This is a genomic window from Rhodospirillaceae bacterium (assembly GCA_040219235.1).
In the GTDB taxonomy this organism is placed as follows: Bacteria; Pseudomonadota; Alphaproteobacteria; order Rhodospirillales; family Rhodospirillaceae; genus WLXB01.
Window position 1 is genome coordinate 290,622 of record JAVJSV010000012.1, and the last position, 21,319, is coordinate 311,940.

Annotated in this window: 18 protein-coding genes; 7 read left to right on the plus strand and 11 right to left on the minus strand. The window is 55.3% G+C overall.

Annotation, left to right across the window (positions count from 1 at the left end; all coding sequences use genetic code 11):
• Positions 1 to 927 carry a formylglycine-generating enzyme family protein gene (locus RIC29_11590; GenBank protein MEQ8735558.1) on the plus strand — a complete coding sequence of 309 codons (927 nt, stop codon included), beginning with the start codon at positions 1 to 3 and terminating at the stop codon, positions 925 to 927.
• An 85-nt stretch (positions 928 to 1,012) separates the two neighbouring features.
• On the opposite strand, the gene RIC29_11595 is transcribed toward RIC29_11590, so the two are convergent.
• A complete protein-coding gene (locus RIC29_11595; GenBank protein ID MEQ8735559.1) occupies positions 1,013 to 1,849 on the minus strand; it encodes an alpha/beta fold hydrolase in 837 nt (278 codons plus the stop codon).
• A gap of 249 nt (positions 1,850 to 2,098) precedes the next feature.
• On the opposite strand from RIC29_11595, the gene RIC29_11600 reads away from it, so the two are divergent.
• Entirely contained in the window at positions 2,099 to 2,890 is a 792-nt protein-coding gene (locus tag RIC29_11600; protein ID MEQ8735560.1) for a helix-turn-helix domain-containing protein, read from the plus strand.
• 2 nt (positions 2,891 to 2,892) lie between these two features.
• On the opposite strand, the gene RIC29_11605 is transcribed toward RIC29_11600, so the two are convergent.
• A complete protein-coding gene (locus RIC29_11605; protein MEQ8735561.1) occupies positions 2,893 to 4,128 on the minus strand; it encodes an MFS transporter in 1,236 nt (411 codons plus the stop codon).
• A 179-nt stretch (positions 4,129 to 4,307) separates the two neighbouring features.
• Here RIC29_11605 and RIC29_11610 point away from each other — a divergent pair, with 179 nt between their 5' ends.
• The 4 genes from RIC29_11610 to RIC29_11625 are packed head-to-tail and all read left to right on the plus strand — an operon-like array spanning position 4,308 to position 9,905.
• Positions 4,308 to 5,774, plus strand: a complete 1,467-nt coding sequence (locus RIC29_11610; protein MEQ8735562.1) for an FAD-dependent oxidoreductase — start codon at positions 4,308 to 4,310, stop codon at positions 5,772 to 5,774.
• A gap of 38 nt (positions 5,775 to 5,812) precedes the next feature.
• Positions 5,813 to 7,288: an NAD(P)/FAD-dependent oxidoreductase gene (locus RIC29_11615; GenBank protein MEQ8735563.1), complete on the plus strand. Its 1,476-nt coding sequence runs from the start codon at positions 5,813 to 5,815 to the stop codon at positions 7,286 to 7,288.
• A gap of 21 nt (positions 7,289 to 7,309) precedes the next feature.
• A complete protein-coding gene (locus RIC29_11620) occupies positions 7,310 to 8,596 on the plus strand; it encodes a serine hydrolase domain-containing protein (protein MEQ8735564.1) in 1,287 nt (428 codons plus the stop codon).
• A 4-nt stretch (positions 8,597 to 8,600) separates the two neighbouring features.
• Positions 8,601 to 9,905: a serine hydrolase domain-containing protein gene (locus tag RIC29_11625; protein ID MEQ8735565.1), complete on the plus strand. Its 1,305-nt coding sequence runs from the start codon at positions 8,601 to 8,603 to the stop codon at positions 9,903 to 9,905.
• Here RIC29_11625 and RIC29_11630 read toward each other — a convergent pair.
• Together RIC29_11630 and RIC29_11635 are read right to left on the minus strand one after the other, a co-directional pair.
• The gene (locus tag RIC29_11630; GenBank protein MEQ8735566.1) at positions 9,902 to 11,413 is read right to left on the minus strand and encodes an ABC transporter substrate-binding protein; all 1,512 of its coding nucleotides are present in this window, start codon (positions 11,411 to 11,413) and stop codon (positions 9,902 to 9,904) included. The genes RIC29_11625 and RIC29_11630 overlap by 4 nt on opposite strands.
• A complete protein-coding gene (locus tag RIC29_11635; GenBank protein MEQ8735567.1) occupies positions 11,410 to 12,963 on the minus strand; it encodes an ABC transporter substrate-binding protein in 1,554 nt (517 codons plus the stop codon). Before RIC29_11635 ends, RIC29_11630 begins: the two co-directional genes overlap by 4 nt.
• Before the next feature lie 115 nt (positions 12,964 to 13,078).
• Between RIC29_11635 and RIC29_11640 the strand changes: the two genes are divergently transcribed.
• A complete protein-coding gene (locus RIC29_11640; protein ID MEQ8735568.1) occupies positions 13,079 to 14,650 on the plus strand; it encodes a peptide ABC transporter substrate-binding protein in 1,572 nt (523 codons plus the stop codon).
• A 3-nt stretch (positions 14,651 to 14,653) separates the two neighbouring features.
• Here the strand turns inward: RIC29_11640 and RIC29_11645 are convergent, their stop codons facing one another.
• The 7 genes from RIC29_11645 to RIC29_11675 form a co-directional block, all read right to left on the minus strand.
• Complete coding sequence (locus RIC29_11645; protein MEQ8735569.1) at positions 14,654 to 16,438, minus strand: gamma-glutamyltransferase family protein; 1,785 nt, start codon at positions 16,436 to 16,438, stop codon at positions 14,654 to 14,656.
• Positions 16,439 to 16,473: 35 nt separating this feature from the next.
• Positions 16,474 to 17,328 (minus strand): MBL fold metallo-hydrolase, encoded by an 855-nt coding sequence (locus tag RIC29_11650; protein MEQ8735570.1) that lies wholly within the window; start codon positions 17,326 to 17,328, stop codon positions 16,474 to 16,476.
• A complete protein-coding gene (locus RIC29_11655) occupies positions 17,315 to 18,340 on the minus strand; it encodes an alpha/beta hydrolase (protein MEQ8735571.1) in 1,026 nt (341 codons plus the stop codon). The genes RIC29_11650 and RIC29_11655 overlap by 14 nt, the downstream gene beginning before the upstream one ends.
• Positions 18,312 to 19,109 carry a DUF1499 domain-containing protein gene (locus tag RIC29_11660; GenBank protein ID MEQ8735572.1) on the minus strand — a complete coding sequence of 266 codons (798 nt, stop codon included), beginning with the start codon at positions 19,107 to 19,109 and terminating at the stop codon, positions 18,312 to 18,314. Before RIC29_11660 ends, RIC29_11655 begins: the two co-directional genes overlap by 29 nt.
• Positions 19,110 to 19,240: 131 nt before the next feature.
• On the minus strand, positions 19,241 to 20,035 hold the full coding sequence (locus tag RIC29_11665; protein ID MEQ8735573.1) for a xanthine dehydrogenase family protein subunit M: 795 nt from the start codon (positions 20,033 to 20,035) through the stop codon (positions 19,241 to 19,243).
• Positions 20,035 to 20,523 carry a (2Fe-2S)-binding protein gene (locus tag RIC29_11670; GenBank protein ID MEQ8735574.1) on the minus strand — a complete coding sequence of 163 codons (489 nt, stop codon included), beginning with the start codon at positions 20,521 to 20,523 and terminating at the stop codon, positions 20,035 to 20,037. The genes RIC29_11665 and RIC29_11670 overlap by 1 nt, the downstream gene beginning before the upstream one ends.
• Before the next feature lie 40 nt (positions 20,524 to 20,563).
• Positions 20,564 to 21,238, minus strand: coding sequence for a carbon monoxide dehydrogenase subunit G (locus RIC29_11675; protein MEQ8735575.1), 675 nt, complete (start codon positions 21,236 to 21,238; stop codon positions 20,564 to 20,566).
• Positions 21,239 to 21,319: the final 81 nt, after the last annotated feature.

Consider the following 21,319-nt stretch of genomic DNA (forward strand, 5'->3'; position numbering starts at 1 on the left):
ATGAACTCTCGTGCAGCACAGGCCGCCTTTGGTCTTGGGTGTTTGTTTTTTACGCCTGCCATTGCTGATGATGTGATGGTCGATTTGGCTCCCGGTAGCATCTTTGCGGATTGTGCGGACTGCCCAGAGATGGTTGTCATTCCACCGGGCAGTTTCACCATGGGCTTCGATGGTGGCGTCAGTGAGGATCGGTACGAAGGTCCGCCGCATGAGGTGATCATTGGCTACTCTTTTGCCTTGGGGCTGCTCGAAATTTCGGTCGCGCAATTCAGAGAGTTTGTTGACGACACCGGCCATGTTGCGGGCAAGAACTGCCGGTCTTGGACCGGCACAACGGTTGAGAATATTCCTGGTCGCGATTGGCGTGACCCTGGTTATGGCCGTCCGCCGTTAGATAATAACCCGGTGTCCTGTGTGTCCTGGCTGGATGCCAAAGCTTATGTCGCTTGGCTGAGCGATAAAACAGGTCACGCGTATCGGCTGCCAACGGAAGCTGAGTGGGAATATGTTGGCCGCGACCGTACGTCTACGCCCTACGCCTGGGGAGATGACCCGGAAGCCGGGTGTGGGGTTGCAAACTATTACGATCAGGCCGCGGCAGGTCAGCGTCCCTGGGAGCCCGTGGCGTGCAATGACGGCCATCCCATCGTGGCCCCCGTTGGCACATTGACACCCAATTCTTTCGGTCTGTACGACACCATCGGCAATGTCTGGGAATGGGTCGAAGACTGTCACAGTGTTCCCTATGGGCCACAACCGACAGACGGTTCAGCTTACCAGGTTGAGGGCGCATGCGAAAAACGCGGCGTACGTGGTGGCGCTTGGCACTCTCGGGCGACATGGCAACGCCCGTCTTTCCGTGGGCGTGATCCTGAAGATTTTGTCTCCCAGGTATTCGGCATTCGTGTTGCCCGCGACCTAAAATAGAGCTGCCGTTTAGAACAGCCTGTCAGCTAACAGCCGCGCTGTTTCCAAAGCTGTGTGATGCGCCGGTGGAAGTAGGGTCTGCCGCTTAAGCATCCATGAACTCAGTCATCTGTTTTGCATAAGCCTCAACGTCTTCAGGCTTTGCGGTTAAGGGATCACCGGTCATGGCTGGCTTCCACTCCGTCACATCCGGGATAAGCGCCAGCGCATCTTCGCCGCGTGCCAAGGTTTTGGCTTTGATCAGCGGTAGTTTTTCTTCGATGGGATAACTGTAATAAGCTGCGAAGGCTTTATGCGCTGTTGTGGCCATCTTCACTTGTTCGACAAAGGCAATGTGCATCAGATCAGCCGACGGCAAGGGCGTGTTACGCATATTTTCGGCTGTGCGTTTAAACCAGGGAAAGTAAGTGTATAGATCGCGCAGCCTGCTCCACAGAAAGTGGACATACACACCGCTCTGATCTGGCGTGACGCGCGGCGCATGTTGCGCAGCCATGTCCGTCTGTGCTTGACCGCGCATTATGCGCACTTGTCCAAGCATCAGGCGGCGTACCCGGTCTGGCTGGCTGACGGCTAATTCCATCGCCACCCGGCCGCCCAGTGATGATCCATAGATATCGCACTGGTCGATGCTGAGTGTGTCGAGAAAGCGCGACACTGCATCTGCGTAATAGGCAATATCTGGTGGGGAACTGTCGTCATGAGGCGGCGGTGCGGAGTCGCCCATGCCCATTAAATCAGGTGCAATGACTGTGCGTGATGCGGCAAGCGCCTCAAGCAATGGCACTTGAATGCGCGCAGAGCCCGGACCAGGATGAAGCACCACTACGGGTACTTTGCCTTCCACGCTCCGGCGTGAGGTCCAATAATGAACTTGTCCTTCTTCAAGATCGGCAAAGGCTCGCTTTACGTTATTCATCATCGTAGTTCCTTCTTTGTGCGACTCGCATGTATCAGCGTTTAGCTGCAGATTCCCAGAACAATCAGCGTGCTCGCCTATTAGGGGTGCTCTGCTCGTTCTGCGATCGGTTTCCTCATTCGTTTAGCGAACATCACCGCCTTGTATTGTGCTCTCTAGGTGGTCGCGTCATTGTAGGTGGTCACATAGGAACTGCGTGGACGAGCACGCAGGAAGCAAATCAAAAATAACGTTCTTTGGGGTTAAAAAAACATGGGTCAGCAATCTTCTGTGCGTGCGCTTGAACGCGGTTTAGACATTATTAGTCTTCTCAACCGTCACAATGGCCTCACGGTCACCCAGGTCGGACAGCTCACAGAACTGCCACGTCCGACGGCGTTCCGGTTGCTACGCACTCTGGAGTCTCTTGGCTATCTGTTTCGCGACCCACAGGATAAAAAATACCGTTTAACATTGCAGGTTCGGACCCTGAGTCATGGCTATGATCAGGAAGAATGGATCCCAAAAGTCTCACGGCCAATCATGGTTGAGTTGTGCAAGAAAATCCTTTGGCCGCTCGCCCTTAGTACCATTCGTGGCTCAAGTATGTTGGTGCGCGATACCACCGATGAAATCAGTCCTTTCGCGCTCAGACGTCATCGTGGTGGCTTCCAAATCCCGTTGCTCAGCACAGCGTCAGGGTCGGCCTATCTTGCTTTTTGTGATTCGCACAAACGAGACGAGCTTATTGAGTTTGCGCTGGCCGAGGATCCTGATGCGCTGTCACGTGGCGGCACCAATATTGAATTGTATAGGCGGTCGCTTGATGTTATCCGCGGTGATGGCTATTCCTGCATGCGCGTGGTCGAAGCAAACCACAATGCTCTGGCCGTTCCTGTTCTTGTTGATGATGAAGTGTTCGCAACCGTGTCAGCGCGCTTCTACACCACAGCGATGACTCTGCAACAAGCGGTCGAGCGCTATGCAGAGGATATTCGAGTCGCCGCTAAAAAGATGGGTGTGGATATTAGCACCTGGAAGGCGCAGCTTCCTGACGCAGTATAAAGTTAAGCCGCTGCAGTTTTTTCAACATCTTGCGGAAACGGAAAGCGATAGGTCAGCGCTAAAAATACCAAAGATAACGCCCCGGCAAGAATCATGCTGGTTTGTGGGCTGGTCACAGAAGCAATTACGCCCCAAAGCGGGCTTCCAAGCGCATAGCCCATCATCAAAGTCATATTCAGAATGGCAATGCCGCGTCCACGCACGGTGTTTGGGAGAATCAACTGGGCCGAGATTTGCAGCGCTGACATTACGAAAAACCACGCGGTTCCGGCAATCAACAACAATGGCCCCATTATCAGTGGGTTTGAGGTCAAGCCCAGCGCCATCAACATACTGGCATGAATAATGATGGCCCCTAGAACAATAGTGTTCCTTGAATACCGTCGCGAAAGGCCCCCGTAGTTTAAGGCCCCAACAATCGCGCCAAGACCAAAACAGCCAAAGACCAAACCATAGTCTTCAGAATTTGGCACCAGCATGGGCATCATCGCCAAGATGATTGAGGTGATGGCAAAGAACAGTCCACCGCGCAGTAAGACGGTTCTGAATTGCTCAGACCCCCGCGCAAAGTCGATGCCTGTTTTAATGGCTTTCAAAAAGCTGCCGCCTGAGGTGTCGGCGGCCTGTGGTTTCCGCCGCCACCACACCAGCACGGCCAGCAAAAAAATGTAGGTTGCCGCGTTCAGTCCAATGACGGCTGCTCCACCGATGACTGGAAGCAGGACACCTGCCAGTCCTGGTCCGAGTACACGCGCGCCATTGTTTGCAATGCTATACAGGCTCACGGCAAACGGCACGTTCTGAAGACCCACGAGCTCTGGCACCACAGCAGATTGTGTTGGCTGGTTCAGGGAGAAGCCGATGGCCAGCAGAGCCGAGAGGGCCAGCAGCATCTTCGGATCTTGACTGCCCATAAGTATCAGAACGGCCAGGGCGGCGGCGGCCACCATCATCCATGTGTTGGCAACAATCAAAAGCCGTCTGCGGTCGAATGTATCCGCCAAAGTGCCAGCGGCAACAATCAGCAATACGGTCGGCAAGAAATAAGCCGTTTGCACCAGCGATACCAAAAGAGGGTCGCCATTGGTCCATTCTTTCATCAGCCAGGCTGCCGTGATGGTTTGCATCCAATAACCTAGGTTCGACAGGCAAATACCAAGCCAAACCGCGCGAAACAGGGGCATGCGTAACAGCGGCCAGATGCTGGTAACGGCTTCAGAGGAGGTAGTGTTGGTCAAAAGTGCGGACCTTACATTTCAAAACTTTGCTTAATGCACCAAATAGCGCCCCCCTATTTCAACCAACCTGCTTCTGCATATCGATCGCAGGGTGAGCGATTTTCTTATACTCCCTATTGTCAGACCCCCAGACACGAAAGCATGATCAGTTTGGGGACTAACAAACAATAGAGTGTGCCATGCCAAAACCTGCCTTAAAACCATCCCGTCGCCGCCTCCTGCAAGCGGCGAGCGGTTTGGCTGTTGGATCATTGATCTCACCGCGATTGCGCGCGGCAGAAAAAAGTGATGTCATTGTCATCGGCGCGGGCTTCGCGGGTTTGAACACCGCCATCATGCTGGCCGATGAAGGATTCAGCGTGACGGTTTTAGAAGCCAATTCTCGGGTTGGCGGACGCGCGTTTACGGCGGATCATATCTATGGAAAACCGGAGTTAGGGGCGAATCAGGTCGGTCCTTACTATGCGCGCGTGCGAGACATGGCCCACCGGCTCAATATCGAATTGGCACCCGGGGCCAATATCAATGCGCCCTTTACCTTTGCCATCGGCGACACTCTGGTGCGTAAAGAAGACTGGGAAAGCCACAAACTCAATAAAACGGTGGGCGAAGAACGCTCAGTCATGCCCTCTGCTATGCAGGGCTACTATATGAAGAAATATAATCCCTTTGAAGGCTTTGATGATTGGCTGGAGCCAGAAGCGGCGCGGTTCGATATTTCATTGGCCGAGTGGTTGATCGAAAAAGGGATTTCTCAAGAAGGCATGCGTCTCGTCAACGAAGGTTTGATCGCCCCTGATGCGTGGAACGTTTCTCTGTTGACACTGCTCCAAGAGGATACACGGGCGCGCCTGATGTCGGGTGAGGGTGGGGCAAGCGATAAGGACAGATTTGAGCTCGCGGCGTTGAGCAGTTCGCATGTTGTCGGCGGCACCTCTCGCCTTCCCGAAGCGATGGCGCGCGAACTTGGAGACTCTGTGCTGCTCAATAAAATTGTGACCACCATCGATATGTCTGGGCCGGGCGTCGATGTGAGCTGTCTTGATGGCACGCGCTATCAGTCAGACTTTGTTGTCTCCGCCATTCCGTTTGGGCCGCTCCGGCGGATCACTATTCTGCCCACACTTATGGGCGAGCAGGCGGCAGCGGTGCGCCACATGCCCTATGCCAATAACACCCAGGTTCACTTGCGCATCACAGGGGAGCCGTACTGGGAACAAGACGACATGGATGCCTCGCTGTGGACGGATGGTCCGCTAAACATGGTGCGTCAATCGATCGGCTACGACGGCACGCGGGATCGTTTGACGACCGTATGCGTGGGCAAAAAAGGTGAACGCCTCGATCAGTTGCCGCCCAAAGAACGTGGTGAGTTTGTGGTTAAAGAAATTGAACGCTTACGTCCATCGACCAAAGGTAAAATTGAAGTCACGGGAGTCCACTCCTGGCCCCAGTACAATTTTGTGTCTGGGTGTCGTCATTCTTACGGGCCTGGTCAGGTGATCCGGTTTGCCCATGATATGATAAAACCACACGGTCGCATGCACTTTGCGGGCGAGCACACGCGCCGTATGGAAATTGGAATGGAATCCGCAATGGAGTCTGGTGAACGCGCGGCCTTCGAAATTCTCGAACGCACAGCATAACGAAAAGCATAACAATACGTTTTTATAGGAACGAACTGATGATACGATCAAAGATTTTTTCTGGTCCATTAAGCCGCCGGAGTTTCACAGCAGCAGCGGCTGGCACAGCGTCTGCCGCCCTTCTAGGGCGTCGCGCTCATGCGTTTGAGTCTGCGGACGTGATTGTGATTGGCGCCGGCCTTGCTGGCCTGAACGCGGCGCTCAATCTGGAATCGGAAGGCTTGAGCGTGATTGTGCTGGAAGCGGCCGGTTATCTGGGAGGGCGCACCCGCACCTTCGATCTGCCGATTGGCCCAACCAACGCGGGCGGTCAAACAATCGGGCCATACTATGCCCGTGTGCGTGATCTCGCGACGCGGCTCAAAGTACCGTTGATTCCCAATCCTAGCCGCATCCCGATGGGCAACTATGTCAACGAGACATTGGTCGCCTCGGCGGACTGGCCGAATGCCGAAGCCAATAAAACCGTTGGACCAGAGCGCAATGTTCAACCAGGTGCGCTTGAATTTTTCTATTTGTCAGGCAAAAACCCGCTGCCCGATGTGGAAAGCTGGACTGAGGCTGAGCAGGCCCAGTTTGATATTCCGTTGGAAAACTTCCTGCGCAACAACGGCGCGTCAGATGAAGCGCGGCGGCTGATCAATCAAAGCATCAATGTGTTCGATTTATCTTCTGGCTCAGCTCTGGCGTATTTGCGCGACATCAAGCGTCTGCAATGGGGCATGGGAGATGCAGATGATAGAACACGAACCACCTATGGCGGCGGTACAGACGCTGAGCTTGTGTTTAATGAAATCGCCGGTGGCACGCAGCGCTTGCCAGAAGCTATGGCTGCGGCCCTCAGCGGTCCTGTTCATCTCAACACAACGGTACGCTCTATCGATATGACGGGCACAGATGTTGAAGTCAAAACCATTGATGGCGGTCGCTACGTTGGCAAGTATGTTATTTCCGCCGTGCCGTTTACGGCACTTCGCAATGTTGATATTTATCCAAACTTTGTTGGCATGCAGTTTGACGCTATCCGTTACTCTGCGCATGGCAACACCTTGCGTGTGTTCATGGAGTTCTCCTCACCCTTCTGGGATGACATTGGTGACCCGGGCCTGTTTACCGATACGGCGATTGAGAGGGTCTTTGCGCGCACCAACGAAGAGGGTGAAATTTTTGGGCTCGACTGCTGGATCAATGGCAATGCGGCCTACCGGTTAGATCAGCTACCAGAAGAAGAGGTCGGCAAATTTGTCGTCGATACCCTGGCCCGCATCCGGCCCGCAACAAAAGGTAAGGTCAAGGTGGTCCAGATCCATTCCTGGGCCAAACATTCACCGTCGGGGTGTTGCCGCCACGTCTTTAACGCCGGGCAGGTTGGTCTGTGGGCGGGCGTCATGGCGACGCCGCATGAACGTTTGCACCTTGCTGGGGAGCAAACCCGCAGCATTGAAAACGGTATGGAAGCCGCTGCCGAATCCGGCGAGCGGGCGGCGTTCGAGATTATGGAACGCGCCCTTTAAAGTAACGCCAAGGAGGCATTGATGTCTTTCAAACGGATTTGCGCTGCCACATCGATTCTCGTTGTGATGGCTACAGCTGTGGTGGCGAAAGGTCCGTTGCCTACAGCCGCCCCTGAAGAGGTTGGCATGACCGCTGCCGGCTTGGATCGCCTGGCTGCTCAAATGCGTGGCCTAGTCGATGAGGGGTTGCGCGCCGGTGTAGTGTGGGGCGTTGTCAAAGACGGCAAGCTCGTTCAGCTGGAAGCCTACGGTCAGCGAGATATTGACGCTGATTTGCCGATGGAAACAGACACGGTTTTTCGTTTGTATTCGCAATCCCGCGCGGTCACCGCCGCCGCAATCTTAACGCTGGTCGACGAGGGTAAGCTGGGTCTGGACGACCCGGTCGCCAACTACCTGCCTGAAATTGGCCGTATGCAGGTGATCTCAGAGCTTCATCGCGACGAGGTTATCAAAACCGTTCCACAAGACCCACCGATGACCGTGCGGCACTTGTTTAATTATACCTCCGGTCTCGGCTATGCGCGGGATTGGCCTGCGGGAGTCGGAATGGAACGGCGAGATATTCTCGGTCTTGAAGGTGATTTGGATGATATGGTGCAAGAATTCGCTAAATATCCTCTGTTGACTCAGCCGGGCGAGCGTTGGATTTACGGCTTTCATTCCGATCTGCTGGGGGCTGTCGCCGAAGTGGCCTCCGGACGAAAGTTCAATGATTTTCTCGACCGCCGTTTGCTCAAGCGTCTGGGTATGGACGACACGGGCTTTTGGGTCCGTCGCGGCTCCAATGATCGCTTGGCAACGGTGTATAGTCCGGGTGAGTCGGGGGCTTTGACGGTAAGTTCTGGACCTGCGTCAGGGCCGTACACCCAGCCGGGAACAATGTTCTCTGCCGGTGGCGGGCTTGTCTCAACGGTGCCGGACTACCTGCGTTTCGGTCAGATGATCCTTAATGGTGGCGAATTGGACGGTGAGCGTGTGCTTAAAGCGGGCACGGTTGCGGTTATGGCTACAAACGCCTTAACACCAGATCAGGGCCGCCTGTCTTTCGGTGACAGTTTCAATCCGTCACATCCATTCACCGGCTATGGCTGGGGCCTGGCCATTGGGGTGCGTTTGCCAAACACGGCGCATACGGTTCCCGGTTCTCCGGGCGATCTGGTTTGGGGCGGCCTTGCCAACACCACGTACTTTTTTGATCCGGTCGAAAACATTGTCGCTGTTGCTATGACCCAATACTTGGGTCCCAATGCAGAAGAGTTAACTTTTCGGCTCAGAGAAGGCGTTTACGGCGCACTGGCAAAATAGGGCCATGCGCTGCACGCTTAAAACCCTCGGGGTGTTATGCGTTGTTTTGGCGACGCTGCCGGTTGTTGCGATGGACGAGTCACCCCCGTTGGATGTCGGCCTGTCACCCTATGCCATTGATCACTTAGATGCCGCGATGTCGGCGCTGGTTGAAACGGGACGCCGGTCAGGCATCGTTTGGGCGGTGGCAAAAAACGGCAAAGTGGTCACCCATAAAGCAGCAGGACTCCGCGATATTGAAGCAGATCTCCCCATGCAGACCGATAGCGTCTTTCGTCTGCACTCCATGACCCGCGCGGTTACCGGCGTCGCTGTGATGATGATGTATGAAACGGGTAAGTTTGATCTCGATGACCCGGTTTCTAAATACATCCCGGCGTTTGCAAACACGCCCGTTCTTAAAAATCGCAAAGGCGATCCCACAGAGACAGAGCCACAAGCCTCACCGCTGACAATTCGGCATCTCCTCACCTACACATCGGGTCTTGGTTATCCCTTCGATTATGATTCTGTTCTCGACGTGAGTTTTGAGAATGTGTTCCCACGTGGCCAAACCATTGAGCAGGGCGTTAATTATTTGGCCAGTCGGCCCCTATTGTTTCAACCGGGCGCGCGTTGGTACTACGGGTTTTCCGGCGATGTGCTTGGGCGTCTGGTCGAGATCTGGTCAGGCCAGCCTTACGATGCGTTCTTGCGTGAGCAAATTTTTACGCCGCTTGGTCTTAATGATATGGGGTTTCAACTCCCAGACGGCCAGCAGCACCGCCTGGCGAAAGTCTATGCCCCAGATGACTCTGGCGCTCTACAGGACGCGGCGGCGCGGATGCCACCCATCGATTTCTATAGTGCAGGAGATACCATTTTCTCTGGCGGTGGCGGCTTGCTTGGCACAGCTATCGATTACCTGCGCTTTTCTCAAATGTTACTGAATGGGGGTGTATTAGAGGGCGTGCGCCTGCTTCAGCCTGAAACTGTTGCCTTAATGACCCGCAATCATCTCTCGCCAAAACAAGGTCCACTGAACTGGTACGCCCGAGGTCGTTTCTCCGAAAATGATCCTTGGGCCAAGGCGAATGGCTATGGCTGGGGTCTTAGCATCGGTGTTCGTTTGAACGACCAGCCGCATACTGTTGTAGGAGGTCGTGGTGAATTCAGATGGGACGGTTTTGCCAACACGACGTTCTTCATTGATCCTGAAAACCAAATCGTTGCGGTGGCCATGACCCAATATCTCGGTCCGGAAGCGGACGATTTAGAAAATGCCTTGCGCACGTCTCTTTATGGCAGCGTGCTTCAACAGCCCAACTAGTTTTGCAAACGCAGTTGATCGACGGCCAGTTGTTTGTGACGAAAGGGCAGCTCACCGAGCCGGTCACTCACCGCAATCACATCGACGATATAAACCAGAAACAAAGCAGGTGCGAGGTCGTGCATGGTCTTAGACAGGTCTTGAAGTGTCTCATCGCGTTCTTGTTTATCAAACATGCCGTGTGAGGCGGCGATAACCGGCATCACACTCTCGTCGCAGAAAAAAGCGCCCGGTTTATTGCACGAAAATATTTCAATAGCGCGGACAACATCCCAGTAAGACGCACCGTTCCAGGTGGCGGAAATAGAATCTGCACCGCTCCAGTCGCCGCTGAAATATTTGCGAATCCATTCCTGCCCTTGAACCGCATTGAATTCGACGTCAACGCCAACAGCGGCCAGGTCTTGCGCAACCTTCTGGTAGGTTGTTGCGGCCTCCAGCAGGCCGCCGGCCACCAAAACGTCAGCCCGGAACGACAAGCCATCGCTATATCCAGCGGCGTTCAGTAAAGCCTTTGCCCGCGCTGGGTCATAGGGATACGGCGCAACGTCCGGGTTGTATCCGGTCATGCCCTGGTATCCGGGCTGGCCTGCAGGTTCAGTTGTGCCCATCATAATAATGTCGGCGATGGCTTGTTTGTCCACCGCATAGTTTAGGGCCTGACGCACACGTTGATCGGTAAAGGGAGACTCTGGATCGGTGTTCGACAAGGCGAGAGACGCGGTCTGTCCCCCGGGCCGGGCGATGATCTTAAAGCCTTGGCTGCGCAGAAGATCAATCTCAACCACACCGAAGTTGTAGCCGATGTCGACCTGTTCTGAGAGTAGCGCCTGCACCTGCGTTGGGGCATCTTTAACCAGGCGAATATCAACCGCATCAATTTCCATCGGGGGCCGCCAGCTCTCCCAGTTGGCTTTTAGCAGCGGGCGCTGGGCTTCTAAACGCCAGTCTTCCACCACGTATGACCCCGTACCGATTGGCGCCTGACTAAACGCATCCGGGCCAAGTTCTTCGTATAGCCAAGGCTCTGGCATCGGTATGGTGCCGAAGCGGCGTGGCAGCAGCACATCGGGTTGATGGGTTTCAACTTCTAACGTGAGATCATCAATGGCCCGTGCGGATTTTATGGTCGAGGTTTCAGCCGACAGCACATACCGTCCGGCTTCAGCGCTTTGCAAATAGGTGATGGTTTTGACAACCGCTTCGGCGGTGAATGCGCGCCCGTTTGAATATTTCACATCTGGGCGCAGCTTTATATTCCAAGTGGTGGATGAGGTTGGTTCGGCGCTCAGGGCAAGCCCAGGTTCTAAAGTGCCATCTGTGGAGACATAAAACAGCATGTCATGGATCATGGCGTGGGGGTTGATGATGCCCTGGACCATAGATGAAAACGGGTTCAGCAAAGTTGAAACGTTCCCCGTTGCCGCAGCCCGCAGGGTTTCTGCGTTGGCCGGCAAGCCCAAGAAGCTGGCGCTTGCCAGGACAAGGAGCATTGTTACTTTTTTCATGGCTCAACGGTCTCCCGCACACGCATCTGTTCAAACACAAAGCCGCCCCCGCCCATCACCACGTTCTCCACCCTTGGGTGACGCGAAATGATAAGCGATTGATTGTACAAGAAGATCGACGGTGCCAGATCATGCATCTGCGCCATAATGTTTTTCAATAAACGCTCACGCTCTGGTGTCTCGAAGGCCCGGTTGCTTTGTTGAATCTGTGGGGTCAGGCTGGGCTCGCAAAAGAACACACCGGGTTTGGCACAGGAAAATGTTTCAATGCCGCGTATGGTGTCCGCATAGGCACTGGCATTCCAGGTGACTGAAAGCGCGTCTGCACTGCCCCAGTCGCCGGAAAAATATTTCCTGATCCATTCCTGGCCGATCAACGGTCGTACGTTCATCGTCACACCGACGCGCGCAAGGTCCTGTGCCACTTGAATGTACACCGTGTCGTCTGTGGGTGATCCGCCCCGCAAAACTTCCGTGTTGAGTGTAAAGCCTGCCGCGTAGCCCGCGTCTTTCAGCAGCCCGCGGGCCCGGTCCGGGTCATAAGGGTAGGGTTTGAGGTCTGGGTTATAACCAAAACTTTCTGGGATCGCGCCTTGCCCAACAGGCTGTGTCGTTCCGCCCATAATAATATCGGTGATCACCTCTTTGTTCACGGCGTAGTTGAGGGCGCGACGCACACGCACATCTTGAAGTGGAGAGTCGGGATTTCCCATATTCGGAAGCCCAATAGATTGAATGATCCCGATGGGTTTTACAGTGTTGATAAACCCTTCCGCTGCAATCAAAGCTTGTTCATCCACATTGATGTTGAGGGTGATGTCGACCTGACCAGAGCGCAGCGCTTGCAAGCGCACAACCGCCTCCCGCAGTGGGGCTCTGATCTCAACCCGGTCAATTTGCTCAGGGGCACGCCAACTGGTTGGGTTGGCCGTGAGAATCGTAAGTCCAGACTGGGTCCCCCAATCTTCCAATACGTAACTGCCCGAGCCGATGGGGGCTTGGGCAAACGCTGACAGCCCCATCTCGGCGAACGCCTTCGGTGGGACAATCATCGCCAGGCTGAGGCGCTTCGGCAGAATGGCATCTGGGTAAGAGGTGGTGATTACGATGGTCTCGGCATCTATCACGTCGGCCCGCGCAATAGCGCGGGCCTCTTGCGCGATCAGATAGCGTGCGGAGTCAGGTCCGGTCAGAAAATCCAGCGTCGCTTTTACGGCTGCGGCATCAACAGGCTCGCCGTTGGAAAAAAAGGTGTCGGGCCGCAGCTTAAATTCCCATGTCAGATCAGATGTGGACGTCCAACGCAAAGCCAGAGCGGGCTCGAACTGGCCAGATCCGTCTTGTCGCAACAAAGCATCCAGAATAGCGGCCCGGCTATGGCTTGATCCTGTCGCAATCGATTCATATGGATTGCCCAAGCCTGGTGGCCGGTCAGAAGCGCCAACCCGCAGTGTTGTGGCCGTGACTGAGTCTGATTGGATCAGGCCGAGGACACCGATCATCATCCAGGTTAAATTAAGTTTCAGCAGTCTCTTGCGTCGGGCAGTCATGAAACTGTCACCCTTTTTCTAAACAGATAGGCTTGAACTTGAGTGAAATTCTACACCATGTATCTACCGTCCTGTCATGGAAGTGCGCTCCCAAACATGTAGAACGGCCTTTAAGATGTTGAAACACCTCACGCTTTTTCTTGTTTTCGTTTTTTCACTCAGTGCCGTCGCGCAGGCCGAATCGGTGATTCATCGTGGCAATCGGGGTGAGCCCGATACCCTTGACCCCCACAAAACGGCCAATGGTTGGGAAGTCAGCATCACCACAGAGTTGTTTATGGGCCTAACGGCTGCCGGGCCATCCAGTGAGGTGTTGCCCGGCATTGCGAAGTCCTGGACGGTGTCAGAAGACGGCATGACCTACACCTGGACCCTGCACGAAGGGCTAACCTGGTCCGATGGCGAAGCGCTGACCGCCGCTGATATCGTTTATTCCTATCAACGTCTATTTGATCCTGCCACGGCGTCCTCTTTTGCGTCGCTGCTCTATGCCATCAGGGGCTCAGAAGCTGTGAACACCGGCAAGGCTGAACCTTCAACCCTTGGCGTTCGCGCCGAGGATGATCTCACCGTCATTATGGAACTGGAACACCCGGCCCCCTATCTGCCGCAGATTCTCATGCATCGTGGCTTGCCGGTGCCGCGCCATGTTGTTGAGAACGTTGGCCCCCGCTGGGCCCGCCCAGAAACGTTTGTCGGCAATGGTGCGTTTACTTTGGCCGAATGGGTGCCGCAATCTCATGTGCGTCTGGAAAAGAACAACCGGTTTTTTGATGCTGACGCCGTTGCACTCGACGCGCTGTATTTCCATCCCACCGAAAACCTGAATGCGGGCTTGACGCAATTCCGTGCCGGTGAACTGGATGTCTTGCCGTCGCTTCCTTCAGATCGCTTGGAGTGGGCGAAAGAGAACGTGCCAGAGGCGTTGCGCGTCAGCCCTTCGCTCGGTGTCGAGTATCTGGTGTTCAATTTGGATGAGCCACCGTTTGATGATGTGCGCGTGCGCCAAGCACTGTCGATGACTGTCACCCGATTGGTGCTGGCCAGCAGCTTCCTTAAAGGTGGCGAGAAAGATGCATATTCCATTGTTCATCCCGATGTCATGGGTGAGCAGGGTTTCTTCCGCCCGCCGGTGTTGCAGGGCAGCGGTGCGGCCCGTCTCAAACGGGCGCAGGCCCTGTTGCGCGAGGCCGGGTATGACTGGGAGAAACCCATCACGGTGACACTGCGGTATAATAATCAGGACATCGTCGCCGCGACCATGGATGTGGTGGCCCGGATGTGGAGCCGGTTGTTCATTGAAGTCGAACTGGTCGGGTCCGATACACCCACGCTGTATTCGGATATGCGCAACGGCAATTTTCAGGTGGCGCGTGCGGCCTGGTACCCGGAAGCGGTGGATCCCTCCAGCTATCTATATTTGTTGAAATCAAACTCCGGGCCGATGAACCAATCCGGCTATGCCAATCCCGATTTTGATGCCCTGCTCAATCAGGCGGACCGCACAACTGATCCTACTGCGCGGCTGGCGCTTTATCGCCAAGCCGAAGAAATTATTGGCGAAGATCAACCGGTCGCGCCGTTGTTTTACTATGCCTATCGGATGCTGGTGTCGCCAAAGATTGGCGGCTGGGTCGATTATAATCGCAACATTCATCCTGGCCGGTTCTTGTCGATCCGCGACTAGGGGTTATCGCCCGGCGGCATAGCCCTGCATGCCGCGTGGGTTTGCGGCGGCACGTAATAGACCGTTGTCTTGCGCGCAGGCCGACAGCCGACCCTCAGACCAGTCTGGCCCAACCACCACCGCATGCCCGCGTAGGGTGAGCTCGTCGCAGGTGGTGCGGGAGAAATTTCCCTCGACCACCACTCGTCCTGGGTTCGCCAGTCTTGGATAAAACGAATTGGGCCAATGCTCGCTGTGGAAGTTCGGCGCATCAATGGCTTGTTGCAAGCTCAGGCCGTGGTGAACGTGCCGCAGGAAGAACGTCAAAGACCATTGATCCTGTTGATCTCCCCCGGGTGTACCAAAGGCCATGTAAGGCTTGCCCTCACGCAACACCAATGACGGTGTCAGCGTGGTGCGTGGGCGCTTGCCGGGAGCCAAGGCATTCGGTGAGCGTGCATCCAGCCAGAACATTTGTGCGCGGGTGTTGAGGCAAAACCCCAGACCGGGAATTGCCGGTGAGCCTTGCAGCCAGCCGCCGCTGGGGGTCGCAGACACCATGTTGCCGTGCCGGTCAATGACATCCAGATGGCAGGTATCGCCATGCGTTGCGCCAGTTTTAGCAACGGTCGGTTCCCCGGCGCCAAACTCGCCTAAATCTTGTGTGCCCGTTGCGGCAATATCACCCTGGCCAATGGGGCCGCCATACCCGTCGATCTTACCCGGTCGCAGCTCATGGGACGCTTCAGTGCTAATCAGTTGCCGGCGTTTGTCCGCATAGTCTGCACTGAGCAGAATCTCCAAGGGCACGTCCGTAAAGTGCGGATCGCCGTAAAACGCTTCCCGATCAGCAAAGGCCAGCTTGGCGCATTCCACAACCGTATGCACAAACTCAGGGCCGTCCGGGTCCATAGCGGCAAGGTCAAACCCGCTCAGTAAGGTGAGCTGTTGCAGAAACACCGGTCCTTGTCCCCAGGCACCAGTTTTGCACACCGTATAGCCGTTGTACGCCAACGTTGCCGGAGCTTCGTAGCTGGCCGACCAGGCGGCCATATCGTTCCCGGTCAGCAGGCCTTTATGGCGTGCGCCCGAGGTATCCATGGCTTCAGTGGTGTTGCAAAAGGCATCAACAGCGGTCGCAATAAAACCTTCCCGCCACAGTGCCCGGGCAGAGTCAATTTCTGCTTCGCGTGACAGTCCTTGGCCTGACGCATCTTGTGCAATTCTGGTGTAGGTCTCAGCCAAAACCGGATTGCGGAATAAAGCACCGGCTTTAGGGGCGTGACCGTTATTCAGGTAAACCGCCGCAGAGGTTGTCCACTCGGTTTTAAACAGCTGCGCTACCCGTCTAATCACGTCAGCTGTTGTCGGCAGCAGAGGTTGGCCCTGTTCTGCGTAATAAATGGCCGGTTCTAAAATATCAGACAGTGACCAGGTGCCATGATCGCGCAGCAACAGCATCCAGGCATCAAACGCGCCGGGCACAACCGCCGCCAGCAACCCTGTGCCGGGCACCATGTTGAGCCCCAAGTTATTATAGGTCTCAACGGTTGCGCGACGCGGCGCGACACCTTGGCCGCACAACACGGTCGCTTCATTTTGTCCGGCCTTGGAAAAGAGTATCGGGACCTCGCCCCCTGGTCCGTTGAGGTGCGGTTCAACAATTTGCAACGTAAATCCCGCTGCCACCGCCGCATCAAAGGCATTGCCGCCGCGTTCCAACACGCTCATGGCAACGCCGGTCGCAATCCAATGGGTGGAAGCTGCGACGCCAAAAGTGCCAGTGATGTCAGGACGGGTCGTAAACATGTTCACCACTTCGTCTCGGGGTGGCAGTAGGCCGGCTACCAGCCGATGGCATACTGCCAAACCACGCGTTCCACATGCAACTTAAACCAGCGGTCGTAATTGGCCCAAGATTTGTATTGAGGCAACTCGTGGGTTTCGATGATCTCAAACACGGGCATGCCGGAATCGACCTTCGCTTTGACCGAGGTTAACAGGTCAGACCAATAGGTCGTTGTGCTGTTTAATACGTCGCGGCCCACCACCGCATCCAAATGTCCCCGGGCAATCCGGTCGAAATCCAAGGCTTGAATTTCTTGCAAGGTGCGTAGGGTGTCGCTGGGATAAAAGTCGGGCAGACTGCCAAAGGGTAGACGGTTATCTGTGAGCAAGTCGACAATGAAAAGCAGGCGCTCGTTGGGGAAGTTGGCCACCACCAGGCAGTCGCCGTGATTGCGGCCAAAGTAAAGCAACTCGATTTTTGGTCCGCCCAGATCAAGTGTGTAGTTGCCGGGAAAGGTGATTGTGGGTTTCACCACGTCCGGGTCTGGCACATAGTCGAAGGTGTCCAGGCATTTTTCGTGAGAGATAATCGCCGCGCCTTCATCAGCAAAAATTTGGCCACCCCGAATGTGATCGTAATGTTCGTGACTGTAGATCACGTGACTCACCGGCTTTGGCGTAACGCTTGTGATGTGTTCACGCAGAAGGGCTGCCGCTTTCACGCTTATGGGGTCGAACACCACCACGCTGTCCGGCATTTCAATCCACAGCGTACGCGTGCCAGCGTAGCGGAAGGAATGAATGTTCTCGGCAATCTCAACGGAGTCAGACCCGGTTGGGATTTGCGCGGTCACGTCCGCCGCGAACCCGATCACAGCCAACAGACCAATCAGTGTTCTAACCAGTTGCATCCAGCACCTTCCGGGTTTCCTCAGCAATAATGGAACTGCCAACCGAGAATACCCCATGACTCAATTGCGGCAGGTCAATCAAAGTCGCGCTCGGGACAGCCTTCGCGGCGGCTAGCGTTTCCTCATACAACACACCATGCGGGTTCAGCAGCGCCATGGGTTGAGTGACCAGTGGAAACCGCTCCGCGCTGGGGTAAGTGAACACAGACTCATAGGCCCACCATTCTGTGTCGCCGCTCCGCATCCGTTCCTGAAAAATCTTGATCGCTTGCTCAAGGGTCACACCCTCGGCGCGGCGCTTCACGGTGTTGTTCCACATCTCGAACACCCGCGTTCCGTCTTCCGTGTAAGGCGCGCGGTTTTGCCGGTTGAGCATCTTTTGTTGCTGCGCTTGCGTGTCATAATACGGCACCGCCACCAGGCACAGTTTGCGCACCAAGTCAGGTCGTCCAATCGCCAGATCAACCGCAATCAGGCAGCCGGTGTGATAGCCCAGCAAATCAACCTTCGCGTAAGTCTTGTCGCCCCCATACTCCAATGCCTCCAGGGCATCGGCCATAGCACCGGAATAGCCAGACATTTCTGGTACTTCGGGCGGGCGGTCAGACTCGCCATACCCAGGCGTATCCACCGCTATGGCAATGCGATCCCGGCCCAGATCGGCGATCAGGTCCCGGTAATACCAGCCGCTCGCCGGACTGGGATGAAAACACATAATGGGGTTTTGTGTTTGCCGCACCGGGTTCAAGGGCCGGGCGATATGCATATGCAGTTGCCCATAGCGACAGGTCACATAGCGTCGCTCGATAACAACACCCCCCCGGACCTCACGCGCTGTTGCCGCACGCCAGGGCGCAACGCCACCAAGCACTAAGGCTGTCGCTCCCCCTAAAACCTTACGGCGTGACGTCTGAACCGTGGTCGTCGTCGCGGTCGTCGTCACGGCCGTCATCTGTGACGTCATCGCGGCCTTGGTGCGCCGGTCAGCCTGAGACTTTCTGTAAATACGCACGCACCCGCTTCGCGTTTGCGCCAATATCACCAAAGCCAACACGTGACTTGGAGCGGATATCAAGTTCATAGGCCATAGGCTGCGCTTCAATGCGAATCACAACGTCATCAATAAAGCCGAACCACGCAGTTGTGTCATAGGCTTCAATGCGCCCCAAAACCGGACTTTCAGACACCAAGGTCCAGCCCATATCCTTCACGCCTTGCAACGCCTTGGCGTAGACCGCTTCGTAATTTGTGCCGGCAAACTGCACCGGTTGAATGTCTGGGTAATGGTCTTTTTGCTCCGCGACGACATCCACGGTTCGTCCAAACCCTTCGACGACAGGGACATATTCAGGTGGGTTTCTGGCTTCTGTCGCAATGCGCAGGGGCACAATATCAATGAAAGCGGGTGGATTATCGAAGTCAGTCGTGATCTCGTGGATTGGGGGGAAGTCACCATTTTGAACGCTATACGGCACGTAAACGACGATGCCGGCGATGATGAGACCGATCACGCCCGTGATCGATTTTCCCAAAAAGGCTCCTTTGTAAGCCATCAAAGCAAGAATAAGACCGATCAGGCACAGCACAGCGCCCGCCGCCAACCCGTACTGGATTGATGCGCGCAGAACACCAAACGCTTGCATCAAACCAAGCGTACCCGCTTGATACAGCGGTCCAGAGAGGGCGGCAGCCAGCCCTGATAAAATGACGACGATCAGTCCAAGTGTGCAGGCTTTTCCAGAGAATTTTTCTGAAAAGCTTGCTCCAGATGTGTCAGCCATAGTTTTTCCCCTTGAAGGTGAGGCGCGTCGCGCACCCCATCGTTATACTCCGATCATAGCGCTCGCGCGCCCATGATCCAAGCATTAGGCTATATCATCAGATTATAGGCGAGGCCGTCAGGTTGGAAAGGCTACACGCAGTCCGCAATCGCCCGCTTCGCCATAACACTGATCAGATGTGCGCGATATTCAGCCGTGGCGTGTAAGTCAGAGTTCAAATCGTCTGCGGGCACACTGATATCTGCAATAGCGCCCGGTGTGAATGAGGTGTTCAGAGCGGCTTCCATCTCGGGTACGCGAAAAACGGTTGGTCCTGCGCCGGTAATGGCTACACGCACACCATCTTTGGTTTTGGCCACAAAGGCCCCGACCACGGCATAGCGCGAGGCCGGGTTGGGGAATTTGCGATAAGACGCGACTTCTGGCACCGGGAAGGTGACCTTTGTGACCAATTCGCCGTCTTCCAGCGCGGTTTCAAACATGCCCGTGAAAAAGTCATCCGCCGAGATTTCGCGTGTGGTGGTGTGCACGGTGGCCCCCAGTCCAACCAACGCGCCCGGGTAATCCGCTGCAGGATCATTGTTGGCGATGGAGCCGCCGATGGTGCCGCGATTGCGCACCTGCGGATCACCAATCAACGAGGCCAGATAAGCCAGCGCCGGAATAGCGTTTTTAACGTCGGTTGAGGCCGCCACTTCGGCATGGCAGGTCATTGCGCCAATGCTCACCGTATCGCCGTCAACGAAAATACCACGCAGGTCTTCAATGCCGCCCAGATCAATCACGTCGGACGGCATGGCCAAGCGTTGCTTCAAGGTTGGGATCAGCGTCATGCCACCGGCCATGAAGGTGCCGTCATCGGCACTGTCGAAGGCGCTTTTTGCATCTTCCAAAGAGAACGCTTTTTTGTACTCAAAGGCGTACATCAGGCACCTCCCTGCGAGGCTTGCATGGCTTTTGCCCCGGCGGCGATGGCTTTGACAATACCATGATAGCCGGTGCACCGGCACAAGTTGCCTTCCAGTTCTTCCCGAATAGTCTTTTCATCCAGGTCTTCACCCTTGTGGCGCTCGACCATGGCCAGGGCCGACATAATCATCCCGGGTGTGCAGAAGCCGCATTGCAGGCCGTGATTTTCTCGAAAGGCTTCCTGCATCGGGTGCAGTTCTGTGGCTGATGGTGCAACACCTTCGATGGTGGTCAAATCTTGACCATCCGCTTGCGCCGCCAACAGGGTGCAGGCTTTGATAGATTTACCATTCATATGAATGGTGCAGGCCCCGCACTGGCTGGTGTCACAGCCCACATGAGTGCCGGTGAGCCCGAGTTGGTAACGAAGAAATTCAACAAGCAATGTGCGTGGTTCAACGTCGCCGCTGTGTTGTTTGCCATTAATCGTAAGCGAAATCTGCATGAATGATGTGCGTCCGTTTATGTGCGGTGAAACTAAATCTTTAACCGAGGATAAGCCATAACGACAGGAAGGCGAAGAGGCCAATAACTGTCGTCAGCCAAATCTCGAAGGTAATCGGTTTGAACGTGTTTAAGGGGTCCGGTTTTTGAGCCGCATGAACTGGAGAAACGGCACGCGCTGCATCTGGTGTTGCCGCATCTGGTGTCACGTGGGCTGAAATCGGGGCTGAAATCTTAGCGGCAGCAGGTGCCGGGGCTGGATCTAGGGCGGCCGCTTTCGCTGCTGCTTCTTCACTCAATTTTGAGAAAAACTGATCGGCCATTTTTTTGGCCGTCGAGTCAATCAAACGGCTGCCAATTTGAGCCAGTTTTCCACCCACGTTGGCATTGACCACGTAACTCAGTTGCGTGCCAGTGTCGATTTCCACAAGGCTAACGTGCGCGCCGCCCTTGGCAAATCCAGCCGCCCCGCCCTTACCCTGGCCAGAAATCGTATAACCATTGGGGGGATCCATATCCGACAACGTGACCGCGCCGGTAAACTTGGCTTTCACCGGCCCAACCTTGGCGGACACCGTGGCTTCCAGCTCGGTGTCAGAATGCTTGGTGATGGTTTCGCACCCCGGAATACAGGCTTTCAGGACCTCCACATCATTCAGGGCGTTCCACACAGCTTCCCGGGGGGCGGCGATGTCATATGAGCCTTTCATATCCATGATGTTGATCTCCTGCGTAAAAGGTGTTCAGGGTTTGCCCCGGTCGCACGAAAAATGCAACCAGATCAGCGCCGATGTTCA